Source organism: Corynebacterium fournieri (genome assembly GCF_030408775.1).
GTDB classification, from domain to species: domain Bacteria; phylum Actinomycetota; class Actinomycetes; order Mycobacteriales; family Mycobacteriaceae; genus Corynebacterium; species Corynebacterium fournieri.
This window is the reverse complement of the sequence record NZ_CP047210.1, coordinates 2065534-2086248: the sequence shown is the minus strand read 5'-3', so window position 1 is coordinate 2086248 and position 20715 is coordinate 2065534. Positions and strand designations below refer to the sequence as shown.

Here is a 20715-nt window from a genome sequence, read left to right as displayed (position 1 = left end):
ACTCCGGAAATGAAGTGTAGCGTGGGCCACAATCGTCTCCCGATGTTGAAGAAAGGCATGGATATGACCGTCTACCCCAACCCCGGAACTGAAGGCTCGAACGTCAAGTACCGCGAGCGCTACGACAATTACATCGGCGGCGACTGGGTGGCCCCCGTCGACGGCGAATACTTCGACAACATCACCCCCGTCACCGGCGAGGTGTTCTGCCAGGTGGCGCGAGGCAAGGAAGCGGACATCAACCTCGCGCTCGACGCGGCGCACAAGGCCGCCCCGGCGTGGGGTGCGACCAGCCCGCAGGAGCGCTCACTGGTTCTGCTGAAGATCGCGGACCGCATGGAGGAACGCCTCGAGGAGATCGCCGTGGCGGAGACCTGGGAAAACGGCAAGGCTGTGCGCGAGACCCTCGCAGCCGACATTCCGCTGGCCATCGACCACTTCCGCTACTACGCCGGGGCGCTGCGCGCGCAGGAAGGCCGTCTGAGCCAGATCGACGAGGACATCGTCGCCTACCACTTCCACGAGCCGCTCGGCGTGGTCGGTCAGATCATTCCCTGGAACTTCCCGCTGCTCATGGCCGCCTGGAAGCTCGCGCCGGCGCTCGCTGCGGGCAACGCGATCGTGCTTAAGCCGGCGGAGCAGACTCCGGCATCGATTCTCTACCTCATCGACATCATCGGCGACCTCATTCCGGCGGGTGTGCTCAACATCGTCAACGGCATGGGCGACGAGGCCGGCGCGGCGTTGAGCGGCTCGGATCGCATTGCCAAGATCGCGTTCACCGGCTCGACGGAGGTGGGCAAGATCATCAACAAGGCAGCCGCGGACAAGATCATCCCGGTTACCTTGGAGCTCGGCGGCAAGTCCCCGGCGCTGTTTTTCGAGGACATCTTTGAAAAGGACGACTCCTTCAAGCAGAAGGCGGTCGAAGGCTTCGCCATGTTCGCGCTCAACCAGGGCGAGGTGTGCACCTGCCCGTCGCGCGCGCTGGTGCACGAATCCATCGCGGACGAGTTCCTGGAGCTCGGCGTGGAGCGTGTGAAGAAGATCAAGACCGGCAACCCGCTGGACACCGAGACGATGATGGGCGCGCAGGCCTCCACCGAGCAGATGAACAAGATTCAGTCTTACCTGGAGCTCGGCCCGCAGGAGGGCGCGGAGGTGCTCACCGGCGGCGGCGTGAACAAGATCGACGGCCTGGAAAACGGCCTCTACATCGAGCCGACCGTGTTCAAGGGCACCAACGACATGCGCGTCTTCCAGGAGGAGATCTTCGGCCCGGTCATGTCCGTGACCACGTTCAAGGACTTCGACGAGGCCATCAAGATTGCCAACGACACCATCTACGGTCTGGGCGCTGGCGTGTGGGCGCGCTCCGGAACCACGGCGTACAAGGCTGGCCGCGCCATCCAGGCCGGCCGCGTGTGGGTGAACCAGTACCACACGTACCCCGCGCACGCGGCCTTCGGCGGCTACAAGCAGTCCGGCATCGGCCGTGAGACCCACCTGATGATGTTGGACCACTACCAGCAGACCAAGAACCTCCTCGTGTCCTACTCCGAACAGGAGACTGGGCTGTTCTAGGCAGTAGCTTTACGACGTTTTGACCTCCGGCGGCGCCCGCCCCGGAGGTTTTTGTGTGGGTTGAACTGGGGATACAAAGAAAGTTGCGCCAACCGGGAACAAGTTTGGGTGGGGTGCCGTTGTTACCTATGAGTGCGACCGACTCAAGGATGTCACCGCCGGTGTTATAGTGGTGGCCGTCAAGTTGAGTCGGAGCACATCAACTTACTGATAAACCACATCTCAACAGGAGGAATTACTCTTATGGCACGTGCAGTTGGTATTGACCTCGGCACCACGAACTCGGTCGTCTCCGTCCTCGAGGGCGGCGAGCCGGTTGTTATCGCAAACGCTGAGGGTGCTCGCACCACCCCGTCCGTCGTCGCTTTCGCGAAGAACGGTGAGGTGCTGGTCGGCCAGTCCGCGAAGAACCAGGCGGTGACCAACGTCGACCGCACCATCCGCTCCGTCAAGCGCCACATGGGCGAGGACTGGACCGTGGACATCGACGATAAGAAGTACACCCCGCAGGAGATCTCCGCTCGTACCCTGCAGAAGCTGAAGCGCGACGCTGAGGCATACCTGGGCGAGGAAGTCACCGAGGCCGTCATTACCGTCCCGGCTTACTTCGAGGACGCACAGCGTCAGGCCACCAAGGAAGCTGGCCAGATCGCGGGCCTCGACGTGCTGCGCATCGTGAACGAGCCGACGGCTGCTGCCCTGGCCTACGGCCTGGACAAGGGCGAGAAGGAACAGACCATCCTGGTCTTCGACCTCGGCGGCGGCACCTTCGACGTGTCCCTGCTGGAGATTGGCGACGGTGTGGTCGAGGTGCTAGCCACCGCCGGCGACAACGAGCTCGGCGGCGACGATTGGGACAACCGCATCGTTGAGTGGCTTGTAGACAAGTTCAAGACCCAAAACGGCGTCGACCTGTCCAAGGACAAGATGGCGATGCAGCGTCTGCGCGAGGCTGCGGAGAAGGCGAAGATCGAGCTGTCTTCCGCACAGCAGGCCTCAATCAACCTGCCGTACATCACGGTGGACTCCGAGAAGAACCCGCTGTTCTTGGATGAGACGCTTTCTCGCACCGAGTTCCAGAAGATCACCTCCGATCTGCTGGACCGCACCAAGTCCCCGTTCAACCAGGTGGTGAAGGACGCCGGCATGTCCGTCGGCGACATCGACCACGTGGTCCTGGTGGGCGGCTCCACCCGTATGCCGGCCGTGTCCGAGCTGGTCAAGGAGCTCACCGGCAAGGAGCCGAACAAGTCCGTGAACCCGGACGAGGTTGTGGCCCTCGGTGCTGCCCTGCAGGCTGGCGTGCTGCGCGGCGACGTCAAGGACGTGCTGCTTCTGGACGTCACCCCGCTGTCCCTCGGCATCGAGACCAAGGGCGGTGTGATGACCAAGCTGATCGAGCGCAACACCACCATCCCGACGAAGCGCTCGGAGACCTTCACCACTGCTGAGGACAACCAGCCGTCCGTGCAGATCCAGGTCTTCCAGGGCGAGCGTGAGATCGCGTCCGCGAATAAGCTGCTCGGCTCCTTCGAGCTGGCAGGCATCGCTCCGGCCCCGCGCGGTGTGCCGCAGATCGAGGTCACCTTCGACATCGACGCCAACGGCATCGTCTCCGTGTCCGCGAAGGACAAGGCCACCGGCAAGGAGAACACGATCAGGATCCAGGAAGGCTCCGGTCTGTCCGACGAGGAGATCGATCGCATGATCAAGGACGCCGAGCAGCACGCGGACGAGGACAAGAAGCGCCGCGAGGAGCAGGAGACCCGCAACAACGCGGAGACCATGGCGTACCAGACCCGCAAGTTCATGGACGAAAACGCCGAGAAGCTGCCGGAGGACGTCAAGGGCCGCGTGACCGAGGCTGCCGACGCTGTGGACGAGGCGCTCAAGGGCAACGACCTGGATGCAATCAAGTCCGCAGTGGAGAAGCTGACCACCGAGTCCCAGGCGATGGGCACCGCACTCTACGAGGCGCAGGCCAACGAGGGTGCTACCCAGGCTGACGCAGCTTCCGGCGACGACAATGTGGTCGACGCCGAGGTTGTCGAGGACGACGAGACCGACTCCGACAACAAGTAACTCCCGACCAGCAACACACGAAGGAGGCGACGTCTGATGACGAACCCCCACAACGAGCAGATGCCGGATAACCCGGGCGCTCCGGAGGCCACGGACGAACAGTTCGTGTCCCCGGACCAAGCGGAAACGCTCGCCGATGAAGCTGCTGAGTCGGAGGCACTGGCCGCGGACGAGGATCCCCTCCTCGCAGCCGACGCTGAGTTGGAAGACGCGGCGGCAGTGGCCGATGCCGAGGTGAACCCCGACGCGGACGGCGACGGCGCGGTCAGCGACATCGAACTGCAGCTCGCAGAGCGCACCGAGTCGCTGCAGCGCGTCAGCGCCGAGTACGCGAACTACCGTCGCCGCACGGAGCGCGAGCGCAGCCAGGCGGGGGACAACGCAAAGGCGAGGTTTGCCACCCAGCTGCTGCCTTTGATGGACGACCTCGACTTGGCTGAGCAGCACGGCGACCTGGCAGAAGGCCCGCTGAAGGCCTTCGCCGACAAGTTCCGCGCGGTCGTTGCCGGCCAGGGCATCAAGGAGTTCGGCGCCGAGGGCGACGAGTTCAACCCCGAGATCCACGAGGCAGTGCAGGATCTGTCCCAGGGCGATGCCAAAGCCGTGGGCACGGTGCTGCGCAAGGGCTACATGATCGGCGACCGCTTGGTGCGAAACGCCATGGTGATCATTGCCGATCCCGCCGAGCCGGCCGGTGAGCCAGAAACTGGCTCAGAAGCCAGCCCAGAAGCTGGCACCGCCGAGTAAGCAACCTACTCGGATTTGCAGGGCCGGGGAATGAGGTGGCGCGACCCACGCGGCCTCGTCCCCGGCCCTTGTTTTTAGATGAATTAGTAAACAAACTTTAGTGAGACAAACTCAATACTTTGAGGAAGGAAAGGAGGGTGCGAGATGGCAATGCAACAGGAATGGGCCGACAAGGATTATTACGGCGACTTGGGCGTGAGCTCGTCGGCAAGCGCCGCGGACATTAAGAAGGCCTATCGCAAGCTCGCACGCGAAAACCATCCGGACTCCCACCCCGGCGACAAGAAGGCGGAAGAGAAGTTCAAGCGGGTGGCCGAGGCGTACGACGTCATCGGCGACGAGCAAAAGCGCAAGGAATACGACCAGCTGAAATCCATGATCAGCTCGGGCGGCTTCGGCCGCTTCGGGCGGGGAGGAGGATCCGGCTTTCCGGGCGGGTTTCGCGGCACGGAAGCGGAATTCGACCTCTCCGACATCTTCGGATCAGCCGCTGGTGGACAAGCTGGAGACAGCGGCCTTGGTGATATCTTCGGTGGCTTCTTTGGCGGCCGCGGCGGTGCTGGCAGGAACGCTCGGCCGTCGCGGGGGGCCGACGTCGAAACGGAAATAACCCTCAACTTCCGCGAAGCGGCCAAGGGCACGACCATCCCGGTCGAGCTCACCGGCGACGCCCCGTGCACCACGTGCCACGGCTCGGGCTCCAAGTCCGGCAAATCCCACACCTGCGAGGTGTGCTCCGGTTCCGGCTACATCCGGGAGAACTCCGGCGCATTCGGTATGGCCAAACCCTGCACCAACTGCGGCGGCACCGGCGAAGTCATCGAGGATCCGTGCGCTACGTGCGGCGGCACCGGCACCGTCCGGCGCACTCGCTCGATTACGGTGCGCATCCCCGCCGGTGTGATCGACGGGCAGAAGGTGCGCCTGGCCGGCCAGGGCGAGGCAGGCCCCAACGGCACACCCGCAGGCGACCTGTTTGTCACCGTGCATGTGCGAAGCGACAAGGTGTTCTCCCGCTCCGGCGACGACCTCGAGGTCACCGTCCCAGTGGCGTTTTCCGAGGTCGCACTCGGAGCCACCATCGCGGTGCCCACGTTGGACAATCCGGTGAAGGTGAAGGTCCCGGCAGGCACTCCGAACGGACGCACGCTGCGCGTGAAGGGGCGCGGCATTCCGAAGCGCTCCGGTACTGCCGGCGACCTGCTGGTCACCGTCGAGGTGACAGTGCCCAAGGACCTGGACCCCTCGGCCACGTCCGCGCTGCGCGCCTACGCCCAGGCTGAGAAAGACTCCGGCTTCGACCCGCGTGCCGGGTGGGCCGGGCTCTAGCCCAGGAAGGAGGTGTAGGAATTGGCTGAAGACAAGGAGTATTACGTCATCTCCGTCGCCGCCGAGCTCACCGGCATGCACGCGCAGACCCTGCGCACGTACGACCGGCTCGGCCTGGTCACGCCGATGCGCACCAAAGGAGGCGGGCGCCGCTACTCCCGCCGCGACATCAACATGCTGCGCCGCATCCAGCACCTCTCCCAGGAGGAGGGGGTCAACCTCGCCGGCATCAAGACGATCATCGAGCTCTCTGCGCGCATCGATGAGCTGCAAGACGAGCTGGAAACCCAGCGCGGCCGCAACGAGGAGCTGCGCCAGAAGTTGCAGACCGGTACTCGCCGCGGCGGTGAGCTGGTGCACGTGCCCCGCTCCACCGCGGTGGTCACGTGGGAGCCAGCTGCTTCTCGACGCCGCCGGCGCAGCGCGCGGTAACGATCGGAGTTTTATACTCGGCCGCATGGCAACCAATGATGGCGCGGCTCCGCTGCTCAAAGACTCCGGCGCCTGGCGTTTACGGGTGCCGGAAGCGATTTTTCTCGTAGCGGCGTTCGCGTGGATGGTGGCGGACGACGCAGAAAAGGACATTAGCGCCGGTTTTGGTTTCGCGCTCATCTTTGTGGCCCCGGCCTTTGTGGGCATTTATCTGATGTGCATGGTGCTGGGCATTCCGCTGCAGCGCCAGTCGGTGAACAAGTTTTGGGGAGATGCCGCCTACATCGTGGTGGGCGTTCTCGTCGCAGTAATTTTGGCTAAAAGTGACAATCCGTACGGTGCGCTGCCGGCGATCATGCCGTACGTCGCCGCAGCCATAATTTTGACCGGGGTCTCCGCGGCGCTGCGGCGCGCAATTGCGCTCCTGGCGTGGAAGAGGAAGTGACGCAGAGGCTCGTATACTTGGTCGCGATTCTGTGCGTTGCGTTTCCAGGCGTGGCGGTATTCGGCGGCTACGTTGTCATCCCCGTGCTGGGGATGCTCGCCGCGGCGCTGCTCATCGGACTTCCGCTGCAGAACCGCAAGGTGAACGATTTCATTGTTGACGCTGGCTACTTGGGCGTCGCGTACGTCATTGGCCTCGTGCTGAGGCTGACCGGGTTTCCGTACGAGGATCAGTTTTGTCTCAACGCCACACTCGGTGCGGTGTCCATTGTGCTGCAGATCGTCGGGTGGTCGGCGCTGATCCGGCGGGCGCTGGGGTATCGGCAGTGGAAATCGAATGCGGAATGACAAAACGCCCGCGCAATGAACACTTGAGCGCGGGCGTTTGTGCTTTGAAAATTCGAAGCGCTTCCTAGCCATGGAGGGCTAGGGGCCTTTTGAAGCCTCCACAACACTACATACGCCGTGGCGTTTCCGCAGTGTGGAGGCTGCCGAGCCGGACTTAACCGCCGAACTCGATCGCTGCGGCGCCGCCGATGTGGCGGAGGTTGGACTTAGCCAAGTTGAACAGTCGGCCGACGCCACCCTCGAGGAAGGCGGTGCGGGCGCCAGACTTGGTAAAGCCCTTCATCATGTCCCAGGTGATTCCCGGCGGCAGGGACAGCGCCTCCGGGTCGGTGACGATGTCCACCAGCACCGGACCGTCGTAAGCCAGGGCCTCCTTGAGCACCGGCTCGAGGTCGTCCGGGTCCTCGACGCGGAAGGACTTGATGCCCACGCCCTTGGCAATCTCGGCGTAGTTGGCCTGCTCGTGGTCGGTGCCGTAGTACGGCATGCCGGCCACCATCATCTCCAGCTTCACCATGCCCAGCGAGGAGTTGTTGAAGCAGATCACCTTCACCGGCAGCTGGTGCAGCTTGATGGTGAGCAGCTCGCCCATGAGCATGCCCAGGCCGCCGTCGCCCGACCAGGAGATCACCTGGCGGTCCGGGAATGCGGCCTGCACGCCGATGGCCATCGGCAGTGCGTTGGCCATGGTGCCGTGCAGGAAGGAAGCCGCCTCGTCGCGCTTGCCGTTCGGGGTGAGGTAGCGGGAAGACCACACGTTGCACATGCCGGTGTCGACGGTGAAGTAGGCATCGTCGTCAGCCAGCTTGTCCAGCACGGACGCCGCCAGCTCCGGGTGGATCGGCTTCTTGGACTCGAAGGCCTTGGAGGTGTAGTTGTTCACCACATGCTCCAGCAGCTGGTAGTGGCGCTTGAGCATCTTGTCGAGGAACTTGCGGTCCTTCTTCTCCTCGACGTGGGGCAGGATGTTCTCGATGACGCTTTTCACGTCGCCGACTACCGGGTAGTCCACGGTGGTGCGGCGGCCGATGTGGGAGCCGTCGATATCGATCTGCGCGACATTTTCATCCGGCAGCCAGTCGGTGTACGGGAAGTCGGTGCCCACCATGATGAACAGGTCGGACTCTTCCATGGCATCCACGCAAGCGCCGTAGCCGAGCAGGCCGGACATGCCCACATCAAACGGGTTGTCGTACTCGAAGTACATCTTGCCGCGGAAGGAGTGACCGATCGGAGACTTGATCTTCTCGGCCAACGCGAAGACCTCATCGCGCGCGTCGCGGGCGCCGTAGCCGCAGAACAGCGTGACCTTGTCCGCCTTGTTAATTGCCTCCACCAGGCGTGCAGCTTCCTGCGGGTCCGGGAAGACACGCTTGTTCTTGCCGGTGGCGTACACGGAATCCGCGGTGTGCGGGCCCTTGGCGGTGTCTGCGGCGAAGACATCACCCGGCACGACCATCACGGACACGCCGTTGCCCGCCAACGTGTTCTGCAGCGCGTTGTGCAGCACTCGCATGCCCTGGTCCGCCTCGTGGACGACCTCGCAGTAGGAGGAGCACTCCTGGAACAGCAGCTCCGGGTGGGTTTCCTGGAAGAACGACGAGCCAATCTCGTAGGTCGGGATGTGCGAGGCGATGGCCAGCACCTTCCCGCCGTTGCGGTGGGACTCGTACAGCCCCTGCACGAAGTGGGTGTTGCCCGGGCCGCAGGAGGCGCCACACACCGCGAGCTCGTCAGCTGCTAGGGAGTCCGCGCCGGCAGCGAAGGCGGCCGCCTCCTCGTTGCGGACGTGCACCCACTCGATGCCGCTTTGGCGCACCGCGTCGGACAACGGGTTCAGGGAGTCGCCGACCAAGCCGTAAATGCGCTTCACGCCCAAGTCTTCTAGGCGCTGGACCACTTGTTCTGCAAAATTCGGCATCGTGTACCACTATCTCCTTCAAAGGTCGCTTTATTCGACGCCAGCCATGGTAACTACCTTTGCCCGGCTGGGTCGGCGCGCTGTTGCAAAGCAGACACGAACGCCGGGTCTGTGAAGTAGTCGCGGTGCCCGCCGCGCACTCCTGGCACCCGCTCACCGCCCCATCCCGAGTGCGACGGCGAGTACCCCAGCGTGGCCGTCTCCCCGGCGCGCAACAGTTTGATCGGGTCGATGGATGAATCCACCACGTGCACCGTCGATTCGGGCCCGGCGAGGGTGAGCTCCGAGGCGTGCTTGCCGTCCACCCCGGCGCTGCCCAGAATCCACAGGTCATCCGCCAGCAGCCCGTGGTGGGAGGCGGCCTTGGTGGCGAGCAAGGTGCCGTAGCTGTGCGAGACCACCGTCTTTTGCGCGGTGGGGTAGCGCTCGTCCAACGCTGCCTGGAACATGGCCAGGTCGTCCGCGCCTGCATGCGCGCGCTGATCGGAGAATGATTTGAACAGCAGTGGAGTCAGCCAAGGAGGAGGCGCGTATCCCTGCCACACCACCACGGCCGCACCGGTTTGCTCCGACAAGAAACGGGCTTTGTCCAGCTCGCCGGCAAGCTGCGAGGGTTTGCCCGTTGTTGCGCCGGCGACCAGGGTGATCACCCGTGCCGGGTCCACCGCGTCGCCGACAATCACTGTTGTTGCGGCGGGGCCCGCCTCCAAAATGATGCCGTTCGCGGCTTCAACTGCTTCGAGCGTGGACGCCGGCACCGTCGCGGCGTAGCGGGCGTGCAGCGATTCCAAATCTTCGTCGGGGTGGGCGAACAACGCATCGTAGTGCTGTTCCTTGCCTGCGATCGTAGACAGAGCGTCTGACAGCTGCTCGTCGAGCAACAGGGACATCGCGTTGAGCCACACCGCGCCACGAGATAACACGTGGGTGTCTATAAACCTTGCGGCTTCGTCAAGTTCCTTTTGCACCTGCGCCGCCGCCAGCAGCGCCTTAGAGGCCCAGGCTAGCTTGTCCGCGGATTCGCAAAGCGCGGAGCTGTAGCTGGATAGTTTGCGGGCCGATGCGTCGAAGGCCGGGCCTTTGAAACCGGACTCTGCAAGTACAGCAACCGCGGAGGCGGCTTGGTCTGCGCGTTGCTGCGCGCCGGATGCGGCTGTGCGGGTGGCGGCGACTGCGACGGACAATTCAGCTGTGTCGAGCCTGGGCGAGTACGTCATCGTGCCAGCTCCTCACCCAACGCCGCATCCAACTGCTCTACTTCGCTGGCGAATGCGGCGACGCTTTCCAGGTGGGTCACACACCGGGACATGATGGCTCGGATAAGTGGGAGCTCTTTGTCCTGCAGCAACGACAAGGCGGTGGAGGAGCGGGAGGGGCGCAGATGGGCGGCCGGCAGTGCGTCGAAGTCGCGGATGCAGCTGCGGGCGGCGGGTGCGGTCTGAGTGGTCAGTTCGAGAAATGTCATGCAACGAACCATCCGCGAACGCCGCGGGCCACGCAATGGCCTTCCTGCAATCTGTGGATAACTGGTGTGCCGGGCACCTAGAGTTATCCACATGAGAATCGCGCTCTTGCAAATCGCTACCGGTGGCGACAAGATGGAAAATTTGGCCGCCATCGACCCGCTTATCCGCGACGCCGCGGCGCAGGGTGCCACGCTGATCGTCCTGCCCGAAGGCGCCAGTCAGGCCTTTGAGCAGGGCAGGCTGGATACCCAGGCCGAAGAGCTGGATGGACCGTTCGCGACAAGGCTGCAAAAGCTTAGCGACGAGCTCCGCGTCACCATCGTCGCCGGCATGTTCCGCCCGGCGGACACACAAACGGTGGACGGCAAGAGCCTCAACCGCGTGTACAACACCGCGCTGATCACAGGCGGCGGGGTACACAAGGGCTACGACAAGATCCACACATACGACGCGTTCAATTACCGCGAATCCGACACCGTTCGCCCCGGCAGTGAGCTGGTCACCTTCGTGCACGAGGGCGTGACGGTGGGTGTGGCCACCTGCTTTGACATCCGTTTTCCGGAGCAGTTCCAGGCCCTGTCGGACCGCGGCGCGAAGGTTGTGGTCGTGCCCACCAGCTGGGCGGACGGGCCCGGCAAGGTGGAGCAGTGGCGCACCCTCACCGCGGCGCGGGCGCTGGACGCGGGCGTGTTTATCGCGGCGGCGGGCCAGTCCCGGCCAGACTTCGAGGCCAAAGCCGGCCAACCTTCCGGGCCTACCGGCGCGGGCCACTCTTGCGTGGTGGATCCGTCTGGGCAGCGCATGGTTGAAGCGGGCTACGGCCCGGACACTCTGATCGTGGACATCGACCCTGCGCAGGCGGACAAGCAGCGCGAACAACTTCCCTTGAGCGCCATCCGCGTCAACACCGTGATGCGCTAGAACCACTCGGGCGTTGCATCGTGGGCGACGGTCTGCACCTCGCCGGCACCGGCGGCCTGGAGCGTGTGCGCGATCCGGTCTGCGCGCTCCTCTGCCGCGCACACGATGACGTCGCGGCCCCACCACGTGCCCACACCGGAGACGACCTGCTCGAGCGTGGTGCCGATGCGCGACTCCACCACCCACGTCACGTCCAGCCAGTCCTGGGTGGACGCCAACGCGTCCAGCGCCGCAGTGTCGTACAACCCGTCTGGCTCCAGCGCACCCGCCACCAGGTGCACCTCCGGGGGTTGCGGACGCTCCAGCAGTGCGAACACCAGCGCCTTCGCCGCGGCGAATCCGCTTTCCGCTGCCACAATGAGCAGCCGTTCTGCGTCGCTGTCTCGCACCCCGCCCCGTGGCGAGCCCAACGTCAACCAGTCCCCGGGTGCGATCTCCGCACCGATCGGAGCGTCGCTGGGGAGGTGGAATTCCAGCTGGCCGAACTGGTTAAACGGCAGGGCAGGCACCAGGCCCGTCCATACCCCGGGCTGCTGCGGCGACATCACGGGGATGACCTGGCCGGGGCAGTAGGCCACCGCAGTGCCAGCCTCCAGGCGCACCACCCGCACCTCACCGTGCGGTTCCACGCTGGTCACCTGCGCCGCGGTGGCGGCGGGAACCCCGGCGTGGTCGGCCTCAGATGCGGCCTCGCGCATCACATCGCCCGCCGCCACCAGGGCGGACACATCGCCGTCGGTGGTATCGGGGGCGGTGGACCGGATGGCGTCGATAAGCAATTGCACCGCGTTGGGGTACTCCTCGGACGGAAATCCCGTGCGGCGCAGGTCGAGCGCCAGCGCTTTCAAGTCGCCGGAGATATCGGAGTGCTCAAGCACCGCCGCGGCGGTATGAATCAGCTGCACTGGCATCTCCTCGCCCGGCGGCAGCATCATCTGCGCCTGTGGATACGCCTCCATAAAGCGGCTCCGCCAGGCTCTGCTGACCTGCGTGGAGTTGGTGCGCAACGTGTGAGCTATCTGGGCGGCTTTCTGGGCAGAAGGCATGAAAACAGGTTACCCAGCTGCTGTGAGATAAAGTTGCACCCGGTTAGAACTTGATAAGTGGATAGAAAAGAGGTGCCCAGATGGACTTCACCCCATACACGCTGCTGACGGACATCGGATGGATTTCCGTTTTGCTCATCGTCGGAAACATTCTCCGCAACCGACTGAAGGTACTGCAGGCACTGCTGCTGCCCGCTCCGATCACCGCGGGTCTGCTCGGCCTGCTGCTCGGCGACGAAGTCCTGGGCGTCATCCACTGGTCCGACCAAGTGGGGACTTACACCACGCTGCTCATCGCGGTCGTGTTCGCCTCCATGGCCTACTCCATGGAGCTCGGCGGCTCTGTTGCCTCCGGCGCGCGCAACATGTGGGGCTATTCCACCGCCATGTTCATGGGGCAGTGGGGCCTGTTCGTCCTGCTCGGCCTCTACCTGTTTGCGCCGATGTTCGGCACCGAGCCCTGGTTCGGCATGATGCTGCCCGTCGGCTTCGTGGGCGGCTTCGGCACCGCGGCGGCCGTCGGCTCCGCGCTAGAGGAAATCGGCGTGCAAGGCGCGTCTTCCATCGGGTTCACCTCCGCCACTGTGGGCACCCTGGTGGCCATCGTCGGCGGCGTGTTCATGGCCAACTGGGGCATCCGCAAGGGCAAGGCCTCGCAGCTCGCCGGCACGCTGCCGGAAGATCTGCGCACCGGCTACATCCACAACGAGGCCGAGCGCCCCTCCATCGGCAAGGCCACGACCAACCCGTCGTCCATCGAGCCGCTGGCACTGCACGCCGGCTTCATCGTCTTCACGGTGCTCATCGCCTACACGGTGAACTCTTTTATTAAGGACCAGTGGTCCAACGTGTCCATCCCGCTGTTCGCCATGGCCTTCGTCATCGGCCTGATCGGTCGTTTCCTGCTCAAGCTCGCCGGCCGCCCGAACTACCTGGACGGCTCCACCATCAACTCTGTGTCGGGCGCGGCCACGGATTACATGATCGCTTTCGGTATCGCCTCCATCGTGCCTGCGGCACTTGCGGGGTACTGGCAGGCGCTGGTGCTCATCTTCGTTTTGGGCACCCTGTTCTGCGTGGTCTGGATGTTCTGGGCCGGCCCGGCCTTCTTCGGCGAGAAATGGCTCGAGCGCGGCCTGTTCGGCTGGGGCTGGGCCACGGCTGCGGTGGCCACCGGCATTGCGCTGCTGAAGATGGTGGACCCGAAGCTCAAATCCGGCACGCTCAACGAGTACGGCGTGGCCTACGTCGGTTTCGCCCCCTTTGAAATCGGCACCACAATCATTGCGCCGATCGCGGTGATCGCCGGCTTTACCGCCGTGTTCGGCTGGATCGCCTTCGCCATCGCGGTAGGCGTGGTGGTGCTGGCGTACCTGCTCAAATGGGTGCCGGTCCAAAGGACGCAGTAGAGCTTTTTGCTTGACGACGTCTTCCAGCAAGCCCTGCACTATGCAGGGCTTTTTCCGTATTGAGTGGATGTCGCGCAACTTTTTTCGCGTTGACAGGAACAGACTCAACTTCTTGTGCGTTGAACCTAGTGCGAAACAAACATTAGGCAAGAAAGGACCATGGACTCATGGCGAACAAATACACGCAAAAGACACAGGAGGCCCTGCAGCAGGCGCAGATGCGCGCCTCTGCCGCGGGTAACCCGGAGATGCGCCCGGCGCACGTGCTGGAGGCGCTGCTCAAGCAGGAAGACGGCATCGCCGCCCCGGTGCTCAAGGCCACGGGCGTCGATCCGGAAACCGTTGCGCGCGAAGCTGGCGAGCTCATCGGCACCTACCCCAGTGCGCAGGGGCAGAACATGGCCAACCCGGGCATCAACCGGGACCTGCAGACGGCCTTGCAGTATGCGCAGGATCTCGCAGGTGAGCTTGGCGACGAGTTCGTGTCCGCCGACGTGCTCTTGGCAGCGATTGCCAAGGGCAACGATGATGCGGCGGAGCTGTTGACCAAGCGCGGCGCCACCTACGAGGCGTTGAAGGAGGCCTTTTCCTCCGTCCGCGGCGGCAAGACGGTGACCTCTGAAAACCCGGAGGACCAATTCCAGGCGCTGGCGAAGTACTCCACCGACCTGACCGCGCGTGCCCGCGAAGGCAAGATTGACCCGGTGATCGGCCGCGATTCGGAGATCCGTCGCGTGGTGCAGGTCCTTTCCCGCCGCACGAAGAACAACCCGGTGCTCATCGGTGAGCCGGGCGTGGGCAAGACTGCGATTGTGGAGGGCCTGGCGCGGCGCATCGTGGCCGGAGACGTGCCGGAGTCGCTCAAGGGCAAGACCCTGATCTCGCTGGATCTGGGGTCCATGGTCGCTGGCGCGAAGTTCCGCGGCGAGTTTGAGGAACGCCTCAAGGCCGTGTTGGACGAGATCAAGGAGTCCAACGGGCAGATCATCACCTTCATCGACGAGCTGCACACCATCGTCGGTGCCGGCGCGTCCGGCGATTCCGCGATGGACGCCGGCAACATGATCAAGCCGCTGCTCGCCCGCGGTGAGCTGCGCTTGGTCGGTGCGACCACGTTGGACGAGTACCGCCAGTACATCGAAAAGGACGCCGCTTTGGAGCGCCGCTTCCAGCAGGTGTACGTGGGGGAGCCGACGGTGGAAGACACCATCGGCATCCTGCGCGGGCTCAAGGAGCGCTACGAGGTGCACCACGGCGTGCGCATCCAGGACTCCGCGCTGGTGTCCGCGGCGGAGCTGTCCAACCGCTACATCACTAACCGCTTCCTGCCGGACAAGGCCATCGACCTGGTGGACGAGGCCGGTTCGCGCCTGCGCATGCAGATCGACTCCTCCCCGCAGGAGATTGACGAGCTCGAGCGTATCGTGCGCCGCCTGGACATCGAGGAGATTGCCCTGCAGAAGGAGTCCGACGCCGCGTCCAAGCAGCGCCTGGAGCACCTGCGCGAGGAGCTGGCGGATCAGCGCGAGCGCCTGGGCGAGATGAAGGCCCGCTGGGAAAACGAGAAGGCGGAGGTGAACAAGGTCCAGTCCGCGAAGGAGGAGCTCGAGCGCCTGCGCAACGAGTCCGAGATCGCGGAGCGCGAGGGCGACTACGCCAAGGTCTCCGAGCTGCGCTACGGCCGCATCCCGGAGCTTGAGGCCGAGGTGGCCAAGGTGGAATCCGAGGCCAGCAACAAGACGATGCTGGAAGAGGAAGTCACCCCGGACATCATCGCGGACGTCGTGTCCTCCTGGACGGGTATTCCGGCAGGCAAGATGATGCAGGGCGAGACCGAGAAGCTGCTCAACATGGAGTCCGTGCTGGGCGAGCGCGTGGTGGGCCAGAAGGAAGCCGTGATCGCGGTCTCCGACGCGGTGCGCCGCTCGCGTGCTGGGGTTGCGGATCCGAACCGCCCGATCGGCTCCTTCCTGTTCCTCGGCCCCACCGGTGTGGGTAAGACGGAGCTGGCCAAGTCCCTGTCGGAGTTCCTCTTCGACGACGAGTCCGCCATGATCCGCATCGACATGTCCGAGTACGGCGAGAAGCACTCTGTGGCCCGCCTGGTTGGTGCCCCTCCGGGATACGTCGGCTACGACGCCGGCGGCCAGCTCACCGAGGCGGTGCGTCGTCGCCCCTACTCGCTGGTGCTGTTCGACGAGGTGGAAAAGGCCCACCCGGACGTCTTCGACGTGCTGCTGCAGGTCCTAGACGAAGGGCGGCTGACGGACGGTCAGGGCCGCACCGTGGACTTCCGCAACACGGTGGTGATCCTCACCTCCAACCTGGGTGCGGGCGGCAACCGCGAGCAGATCATGGAGGCGGTTAAGCACCACTTCAAGCCGGAGTTCATCAACCGCCTCGACGATGTGGTGGTCTTCGACCCGCTAAGCCAGGACCAGCTCGTTGGCATCGTGGACATCCAGCTTGAGGGTTTGGCCGAGCGCCTCGCCGCCCGCCGCCTGAGCTTGGACGTCTCCGACTCCGCGAAGAGCTGGCTGGCCGAGCGCGGCTACGACCCGGCCTACGGCGCCCGCCCGCTGCGCCGCCTGATCCAGCAGGCCATCGGCGACCGTCTGGCCAAGAAGCTGCTGGCCGGCGACATCCGCGACGGCGACACAGTCCACGTCGACGTTGCCGACGGCGGCGAGGGCCTGGACGTTTCCGCGGCGTAGATAATGAGGGTATGACTCAACTCGTCCACACCCCGGAAGAGCTGGCGAGCACCCTGCCCGCCGGCGACGTCTCTCTCGTGCCCACCATGGGTGCCTTACACGACGGTCACCTCGCCCTCGTGCGCGCAGCCAAAGCGCTGGGCAACCCCGTGGTGGTCAGCATCTTTGTCAACCCGCTGCAGTTCGCGCCGGGCGAGGATTTGGATGCGTATCCGCGGACGTTGCCGGAGGACGTGGCCAAGCTTGAGGCGGAAGGCGTCGACGCTGTCTTCGCACCAACGGCCGAGACGATGTACCCGCGCGGACCGCGCACCACGATCCACCCGGGCCCGTTGGGGTCGGTGCTGGAGGGCGCGACCCGGCCGACGCACTTTGCAGGCGTGCTCACGGTGGTGGCGAAGCTGTTCGCGCTGACTCGCGCCACCGACGCGTTTTTCGGTGAGAAGGACTACCAACAGCTTGCGCTGATCCGGCAGATGGTGGATGACCTGCACCTGCCTGTGCGCATCCACGGTTGTCCGATTGTGCGTGACACCGACGGGCTGGCGCTGTCCTCGCGCAACCGTTACCTCTCCGCCGAGGAGCGCGCCACCGCGCTGGCTCTCCCGCGGGCGCTGGCAACCGGATCGCTCGCGGAGGCAGGTTCGCTGCTGCGAGGCACCGACGGCCTCGAACTCGACTATCTCGTCGCCACCGCCGAGGACCTTACCGAGCTTCCCGACGGGCACTCGGGCCCCGCCCGGCTGCTTGTGGCGGCGAAGGTGGGCACAACCCGGCTGCTGGATAACGCCGCGATCGAGCTCTAGCGCGGTGGCGAGCTTCTGCCACCCCGCCCGCCTCGATCCGCAAACCCTGGGAGGCTCAGCCTGGGAATGGCCGATTTTTGCGCGAACCCAGGGTATAGATCCCAGGGTGTGCGCAAAGTAACGGCATGGCTAGGTACCCGCCCCGACTAAAACGCGTGCTCCGGCCCCGGGAATTCGCCGAGGTGCACCGCGCGCTTGTACTCCGCAGCCGCCGCGGCCAGGCCTTCGCCCACAGTGCCGAAGCGGCGGACGAACTTAGCCCGGTGGTCGCCGGCGGGCACATCCGCCATGTCGTGCCACACCAGCACCTGGGCGTCGGTGCCGCTGCCTGCGCCGATGCCGATGGTGGGCACTGGGCACTCGGCGGTGAGTTCAGCCGCCAGATCCGCCGGGACCATCTCGAAGACGACCATGTCGGTGCCGGCCTCGACCACCGCGCGGGTGTCCGACCGCAACTGCTCGGCGCCGGCGTCGCGGCCTTGGACTTTGAACCCGCTCAAACTGTCCACGGACTGCGGGGTGAAGCCGACGTGGGCGCACACTGCCAACCCGGCGTCTTTCAGCGCCCGGATCCGCGGCGCGATACGGACACCGCCCTCAAGTTTCACCACGTGCGCGCCAGTGCGGCGCACTAGGTCGGTGGCGCTGCGCACGCACTGCTCGTCGCTCGCCTCGTAGCTTCCGAAGGGCAGATCCATCACCACCAGCGCATTACCGGCGCCGCGCACGACCGCCGCGCCCAAAAACGCCATCTCGTCCACGGACACCTGATTGGTGGTGGCGTAGCCGTAGACCACGTTCGCGGCCGAATCACCCACCAGGAGGCACTCGATGCCAGCCTGGGAAAACACCCTCGCGGTGGCGAAGTCGTAGGCGGTAAGCATCGCCCACTTTTCCCCGTCGGCTTTCTTCCGTGCGAGGTCTGCCAGCCGCACCTTTTTCGTTGGAGCAAGATATCCAGTCACGCTTGCAGTCTAGGCCCCACCGGTTTCCTCAATGCCGCCTCATGTGGGCGTCCGGCACCTGCGTAATTACCCCGAAGTGTGGCATACATCTCTAGTGATTGTCTGGTGTGATTGGTAACATATTGAGCTACGTTGTAAGCCCTTAGAAAGGAGCCCCCATGACCGCCCCAACAGCAATGCGCGCAGCCGTAGCTGAGCAATTTGGCCCAACCGTCAACGTCGAAGAAATCGATCTGCCAAAACCAGGCCCGTTCCAGGCACTGGTAAAGCTTCACGCTTCGGGTATCTGCCACACCGATCTCCACGCGGTTGAAGGGGACTGGCCCGTCAAACCACAACCACCGTTCGTGCCGGGGCACGAGGGCGTGGGCGAGGTTGTAGAGCTGGGCCCGGGCGAGCATTCGGTAAAGGTTGGCGACATGGTTGGCAACGCCTGGCTGTGGTCTGCGTGCGGCGAGTGCGAGTTCTGCCACACCGGCCGGGAGACGTACTGCAAGCAGGCGGAATACGGTGGCTACACCCAGAACGGCTCCTTCGGTGAATACATGCTGGTGGACACCCGCTACGCGCCGCGCATCCCAGAAGGGGCGGACCCGGTTGAGGTTGCTCCGATCCTGTGTGCTGGCGTGACTGTGTATAAGGGCCTGAAAGAGGCGGACACCAAGCCTGGGCAGTTCATGGTGATTTCCGGTGTTGGCGGTCTCGGCCACCTTGCGGTGCAGTACGGCGTGGCCATGGGGATGCGCGTCATCGCGGTCGACATTGCGGACGACAAGCTCGAACTGGCCAAGCAGCTGGGTGCAGAGTTCGCGGTGAATGCCAAGACCACGGACCCGGGCGAGGCCGTGCAGGAGTACACCGACGGCGGCGCCCACGGCGTGCTGGTCACCGCAGTGCACCCCGACGCGTTCGGCCAGGCTATCGCGATGAGCCGCTCCAACGGCACCATCGTGTTCAATGGCCTGCCTCCGGGGGAGTTCCCGGCCCCGATTTTCGATATTGTTCTGCGGGGCATCACCATCCGCGGCTCGCTCGTTGGCACCCGGCAGGATATGGCTGAAGCACTGGACTTTTACGCGCGCGGAGAGGTCAAGCCGCACGTGACCGCGTGCAAGTTGGATGACGTGAACGAGGTGTTTGAAAACATGCGCAACGGCAAGATTTCCGGCCGCATGTCTATCAAGTACTAGACTCCGCTGCATGCAAGCAACCACCACCATTCTCACCCGCGTCGCGGTCCCGGGCGTTGAAAGTGAACAGTTGCAGGCGCACCAGATCGGCGGCAATCACTTTGTGGTGGCGAGCGTCCCGTTCGTGGATACGACGCTCGCGATGGGCGACATCGTGGAGTGTGTGACGGTGGGCGGGGCGTTCCACGTGGACAACGTGGTTGTGCGCGGTGGCGCGTCGACGGTGCGTGTGCTGCCGGAGGATCCCGAAAGTCAGGACCCGGGTGAGATTGCGTCCACCTTGCTGGCGTTCGGGTGCCGGGTGGAGCTTGGCCCCGGTGGCATGCTCGCGGCCAGCATCGGCGCGGATTGTCCGCGCGAGGGGATCACCCAGTGGCTCGCCGGTTTGGAGGAGCAGGGCGCGATCCAGCTCGCTCCCGGGTACATGGCGTAAAACCCCGTTACACTTGCGGCCATGAGCGTCTTCGTCTCCGCCGCTGAACTGAACGAGCGAATCCAGACTGGCCAAAAACAGACCATCATCGCCGCGCTGTGGGAGCCGGAAGAGGGCAAGGCGTGGGCTAAATTCCAATCCGAGCACATCCCGACGGCGCTGTATTGCGATCCGTCTGTGCAGCTCGCCGGCATGCCCGGCCGTAGCGTGGGCCGTAACCCGATGCCCAGCATCTCCACCGTGCGGAAAGCTGCGGCGGGCTGGGGCGTTGAGGAGGGTCGGCCCGTCTACGTCTACGACGGCGGCAACGGCCTGTTCGCCGCCCGCGCGTGGTGGATTCTGCGCTGGGCGGGTGTGAGCGACGTGCATATCCTCGACGGCGGGTTCGCCGCGTGGGACGGCGAGGGCCTGCCCACTGTCGCCGGGCCCGGCGGCGTGATTGTCCCGCGCGAGGTGGAGCTGTCAGAGGGTCACCTCCCGGCCGCGTCCATGGAGGACGTCAGAGCATTTGAGGGGCTGCTTATCGACGCCAGAGGTGCCCGCCGCTTCGAAGGCCGCCGCGAGATTTTGGATCTGCGCGCCGGCCACATCCCGGGGGCGCAGAATTTGCCGGTCTACGAACTCTTCGACGAGCAGACGCACAAAGTGAAAGATTCCGACACCGTCCGGGACCGTTTTGCCCAGCTGGGCATCACCCACAACACCGACCCGGCTGGCGCGATCACATACTCGGGCTCCGGTAACCACTCGGCGCTGCTGCTGGCCGCGCTCGAGCACGTGGACCTGCCGCTGCTCACGCACTACGTGGGCGGTTGGTCCCAGTGGAGCGGCAACCGCGACAACCCGGTGGCAACGCACATCTAAGCGGCACATTTAGG

General features: G+C 64.6%; 19 protein-coding genes. 14 read left to right on the top strand and 5 right to left on the bottom strand.

Going from position 1 to position 20715, the window contains the following annotated elements:
• Positions 1-63 precede the first annotated feature (63 nt).
• The 7 genes from exaC (at position 64) to CFOUR_RS09955 (ending at position 6966) form a co-directional block, all read left to right on the top strand.
• Positions 64-1584, top strand: coding sequence for an acetaldehyde dehydrogenase ExaC (gene exaC / locus CFOUR_RS09985; RefSeq protein WP_085957181.1), 1521 nt, complete (start codon positions 64-66; stop codon positions 1582-1584).
• 243 nt (positions 1585-1827) lie between these two features.
• Positions 1828-3666 carry a molecular chaperone DnaK gene (gene dnaK, locus CFOUR_RS09980; protein WP_085957182.1) on the top strand — a complete coding sequence of 613 codons (1839 nt, stop codon included), beginning with the start codon at positions 1828-1830 and terminating at the stop codon, positions 3664-3666.
• Positions 3667-3702: 36 nt separating this feature from the next.
• Positions 3703-4413 (top strand): nucleotide exchange factor GrpE, encoded by a 711-nt coding sequence (grpE, locus tag CFOUR_RS09975; RefSeq protein ID WP_085957183.1) that lies wholly within the window; start codon positions 3703-3705, stop codon positions 4411-4413.
• A gap of 144 nt (positions 4414-4557) precedes the next feature.
• On the top strand, positions 4558-5742 hold the full coding sequence (gene dnaJ, locus CFOUR_RS09970; RefSeq protein ID WP_085957184.1) for a molecular chaperone DnaJ: 1185 nt from the start codon (positions 4558-4560) through the stop codon (positions 5740-5742).
• A 75-nt stretch (positions 5743-5817) separates the two neighbouring features.
• Positions 5818-6174, top strand: a complete 357-nt coding sequence (locus CFOUR_RS09965) for a heat shock protein transcriptional repressor HspR (RefSeq protein WP_101706432.1) — start codon at positions 5818-5820, stop codon at positions 6172-6174.
• Between the two features lie 25 nt (positions 6175-6199).
• Entirely contained in the window at positions 6200-6619 is a 420-nt protein-coding gene (locus CFOUR_RS09960; RefSeq protein WP_085957186.1) for a hypothetical protein, read from the top strand.
• 17 nt (positions 6620-6636) lie between these two features.
• Positions 6637-6966, top strand: a complete 330-nt coding sequence (locus CFOUR_RS09955) for a hypothetical protein (protein ID WP_143338980.1) — start codon at positions 6637-6639, stop codon at positions 6964-6966.
• A 154-nt stretch (positions 6967-7120) separates the two neighbouring features.
• On the opposite strand, the gene CFOUR_RS09950 is transcribed toward CFOUR_RS09955, so the two are convergent.
• From CFOUR_RS09950 to CFOUR_RS09940, 3 genes are read right to left on the bottom strand one after another with little or no spacing between them, the layout of a single operon-like run.
• Positions 7121-8887, bottom strand: a complete 1767-nt coding sequence (locus tag CFOUR_RS09950; protein WP_085957188.1) for a pyruvate dehydrogenase — start codon at positions 8885-8887, stop codon at positions 7121-7123.
• Between the two features lie 53 nt (positions 8888-8940).
• Entirely contained in the window at positions 8941-10104 is a 1164-nt protein-coding gene (locus tag CFOUR_RS09945) for an alpha/beta hydrolase (protein WP_290179351.1), read from the bottom strand.
• Positions 10101-10352 (bottom strand): hypothetical protein, encoded by a 252-nt coding sequence (locus tag CFOUR_RS09940; protein WP_085957190.1) that lies wholly within the window; start codon positions 10350-10352, stop codon positions 10101-10103. Before CFOUR_RS09940 ends, CFOUR_RS09945 begins: the two co-directional genes overlap by 4 nt.
• A 91-nt stretch (positions 10353-10443) precedes the next feature.
• On the opposite strand from CFOUR_RS09940, the gene CFOUR_RS09935 reads away from it, so the two are divergent.
• On the top strand, positions 10444-11274 hold the full coding sequence (locus CFOUR_RS09935) for a carbon-nitrogen hydrolase family protein (RefSeq protein WP_085957191.1): 831 nt from the start codon (positions 10444-10446) through the stop codon (positions 11272-11274).
• Here CFOUR_RS09935 and CFOUR_RS09930 read toward each other — a convergent pair.
• The gene (locus CFOUR_RS09930; protein ID WP_085957192.1) at positions 11271-12233 is read right to left on the bottom strand and encodes a ferredoxin reductase domain-containing protein; all 963 of its coding nucleotides are present in this window, start codon (positions 12231-12233) and stop codon (positions 11271-11273) included. The genes CFOUR_RS09935 and CFOUR_RS09930 overlap by 4 nt on opposite strands.
• A gap of 167 nt (positions 12234-12400) precedes the next feature.
• On the opposite strand from CFOUR_RS09930, the gene CFOUR_RS09925 reads away from it, so the two are divergent.
• The 3 genes from CFOUR_RS09925 to panC all read left to right on the top strand — a co-directional run bounded on the left by CFOUR_RS09925 (position 12401) and on the right by panC (position 17249).
• On the top strand, positions 12401-13729 hold the full coding sequence (locus tag CFOUR_RS09925) for a sodium/glutamate symporter (protein ID WP_085957193.1): 1329 nt from the start codon (positions 12401-12403) through the stop codon (positions 13727-13729).
• Between the two features lie 167 nt (positions 13730-13896).
• Positions 13897-16443: an ATP-dependent chaperone ClpB gene (clpB, locus tag CFOUR_RS09920; protein WP_085957194.1), complete on the top strand. Its 2547-nt coding sequence runs from the start codon at positions 13897-13899 to the stop codon at positions 16441-16443.
• A gap of 11 nt (positions 16444-16454) precedes the next feature.
• Positions 16455-17249 carry a pantoate--beta-alanine ligase gene (panC, locus tag CFOUR_RS09915; RefSeq protein WP_085957195.1) on the top strand — a complete coding sequence of 265 codons (795 nt, stop codon included), beginning with the start codon at positions 16455-16457 and terminating at the stop codon, positions 17247-17249.
• 146 nt (positions 17250-17395) lie between these two features.
• Here the strand turns inward: panC and panB are convergent, their stop codons facing one another.
• The gene (panB, locus tag CFOUR_RS09910) at positions 17396-18214 is read right to left on the bottom strand and encodes a 3-methyl-2-oxobutanoate hydroxymethyltransferase (RefSeq protein ID WP_085957196.1); all 819 of its coding nucleotides are present in this window, start codon (positions 18212-18214) and stop codon (positions 17396-17398) included.
• A 158-nt stretch (positions 18215-18372) separates the two neighbouring features.
• Between panB and adhP the strand changes: the two genes are divergently transcribed.
• From adhP to CFOUR_RS09895, 3 genes are read left to right on the top strand one after another with little or no spacing between them, the layout of a single operon-like run.
• Positions 18373-19404 carry an alcohol dehydrogenase AdhP gene (gene adhP, locus CFOUR_RS09905; RefSeq protein ID WP_085957197.1) on the top strand — a complete coding sequence of 344 codons (1032 nt, stop codon included), beginning with the start codon at positions 18373-18375 and terminating at the stop codon, positions 19402-19404.
• A 10-nt stretch (positions 19405-19414) separates the two neighbouring features.
• On the top strand, positions 19415-19837 hold the full coding sequence (locus tag CFOUR_RS09900; RefSeq protein ID WP_085957198.1) for a DUF4265 domain-containing protein: 423 nt from the start codon (positions 19415-19417) through the stop codon (positions 19835-19837).
• Positions 19838-19858: 21 nt separating this feature from the next.
• Entirely contained in the window at positions 19859-20701 is an 843-nt protein-coding gene (locus tag CFOUR_RS09895) for a sulfurtransferase (protein ID WP_085957199.1), read from the top strand.
• Positions 20702-20715: the final 14 nt, after the last annotated feature.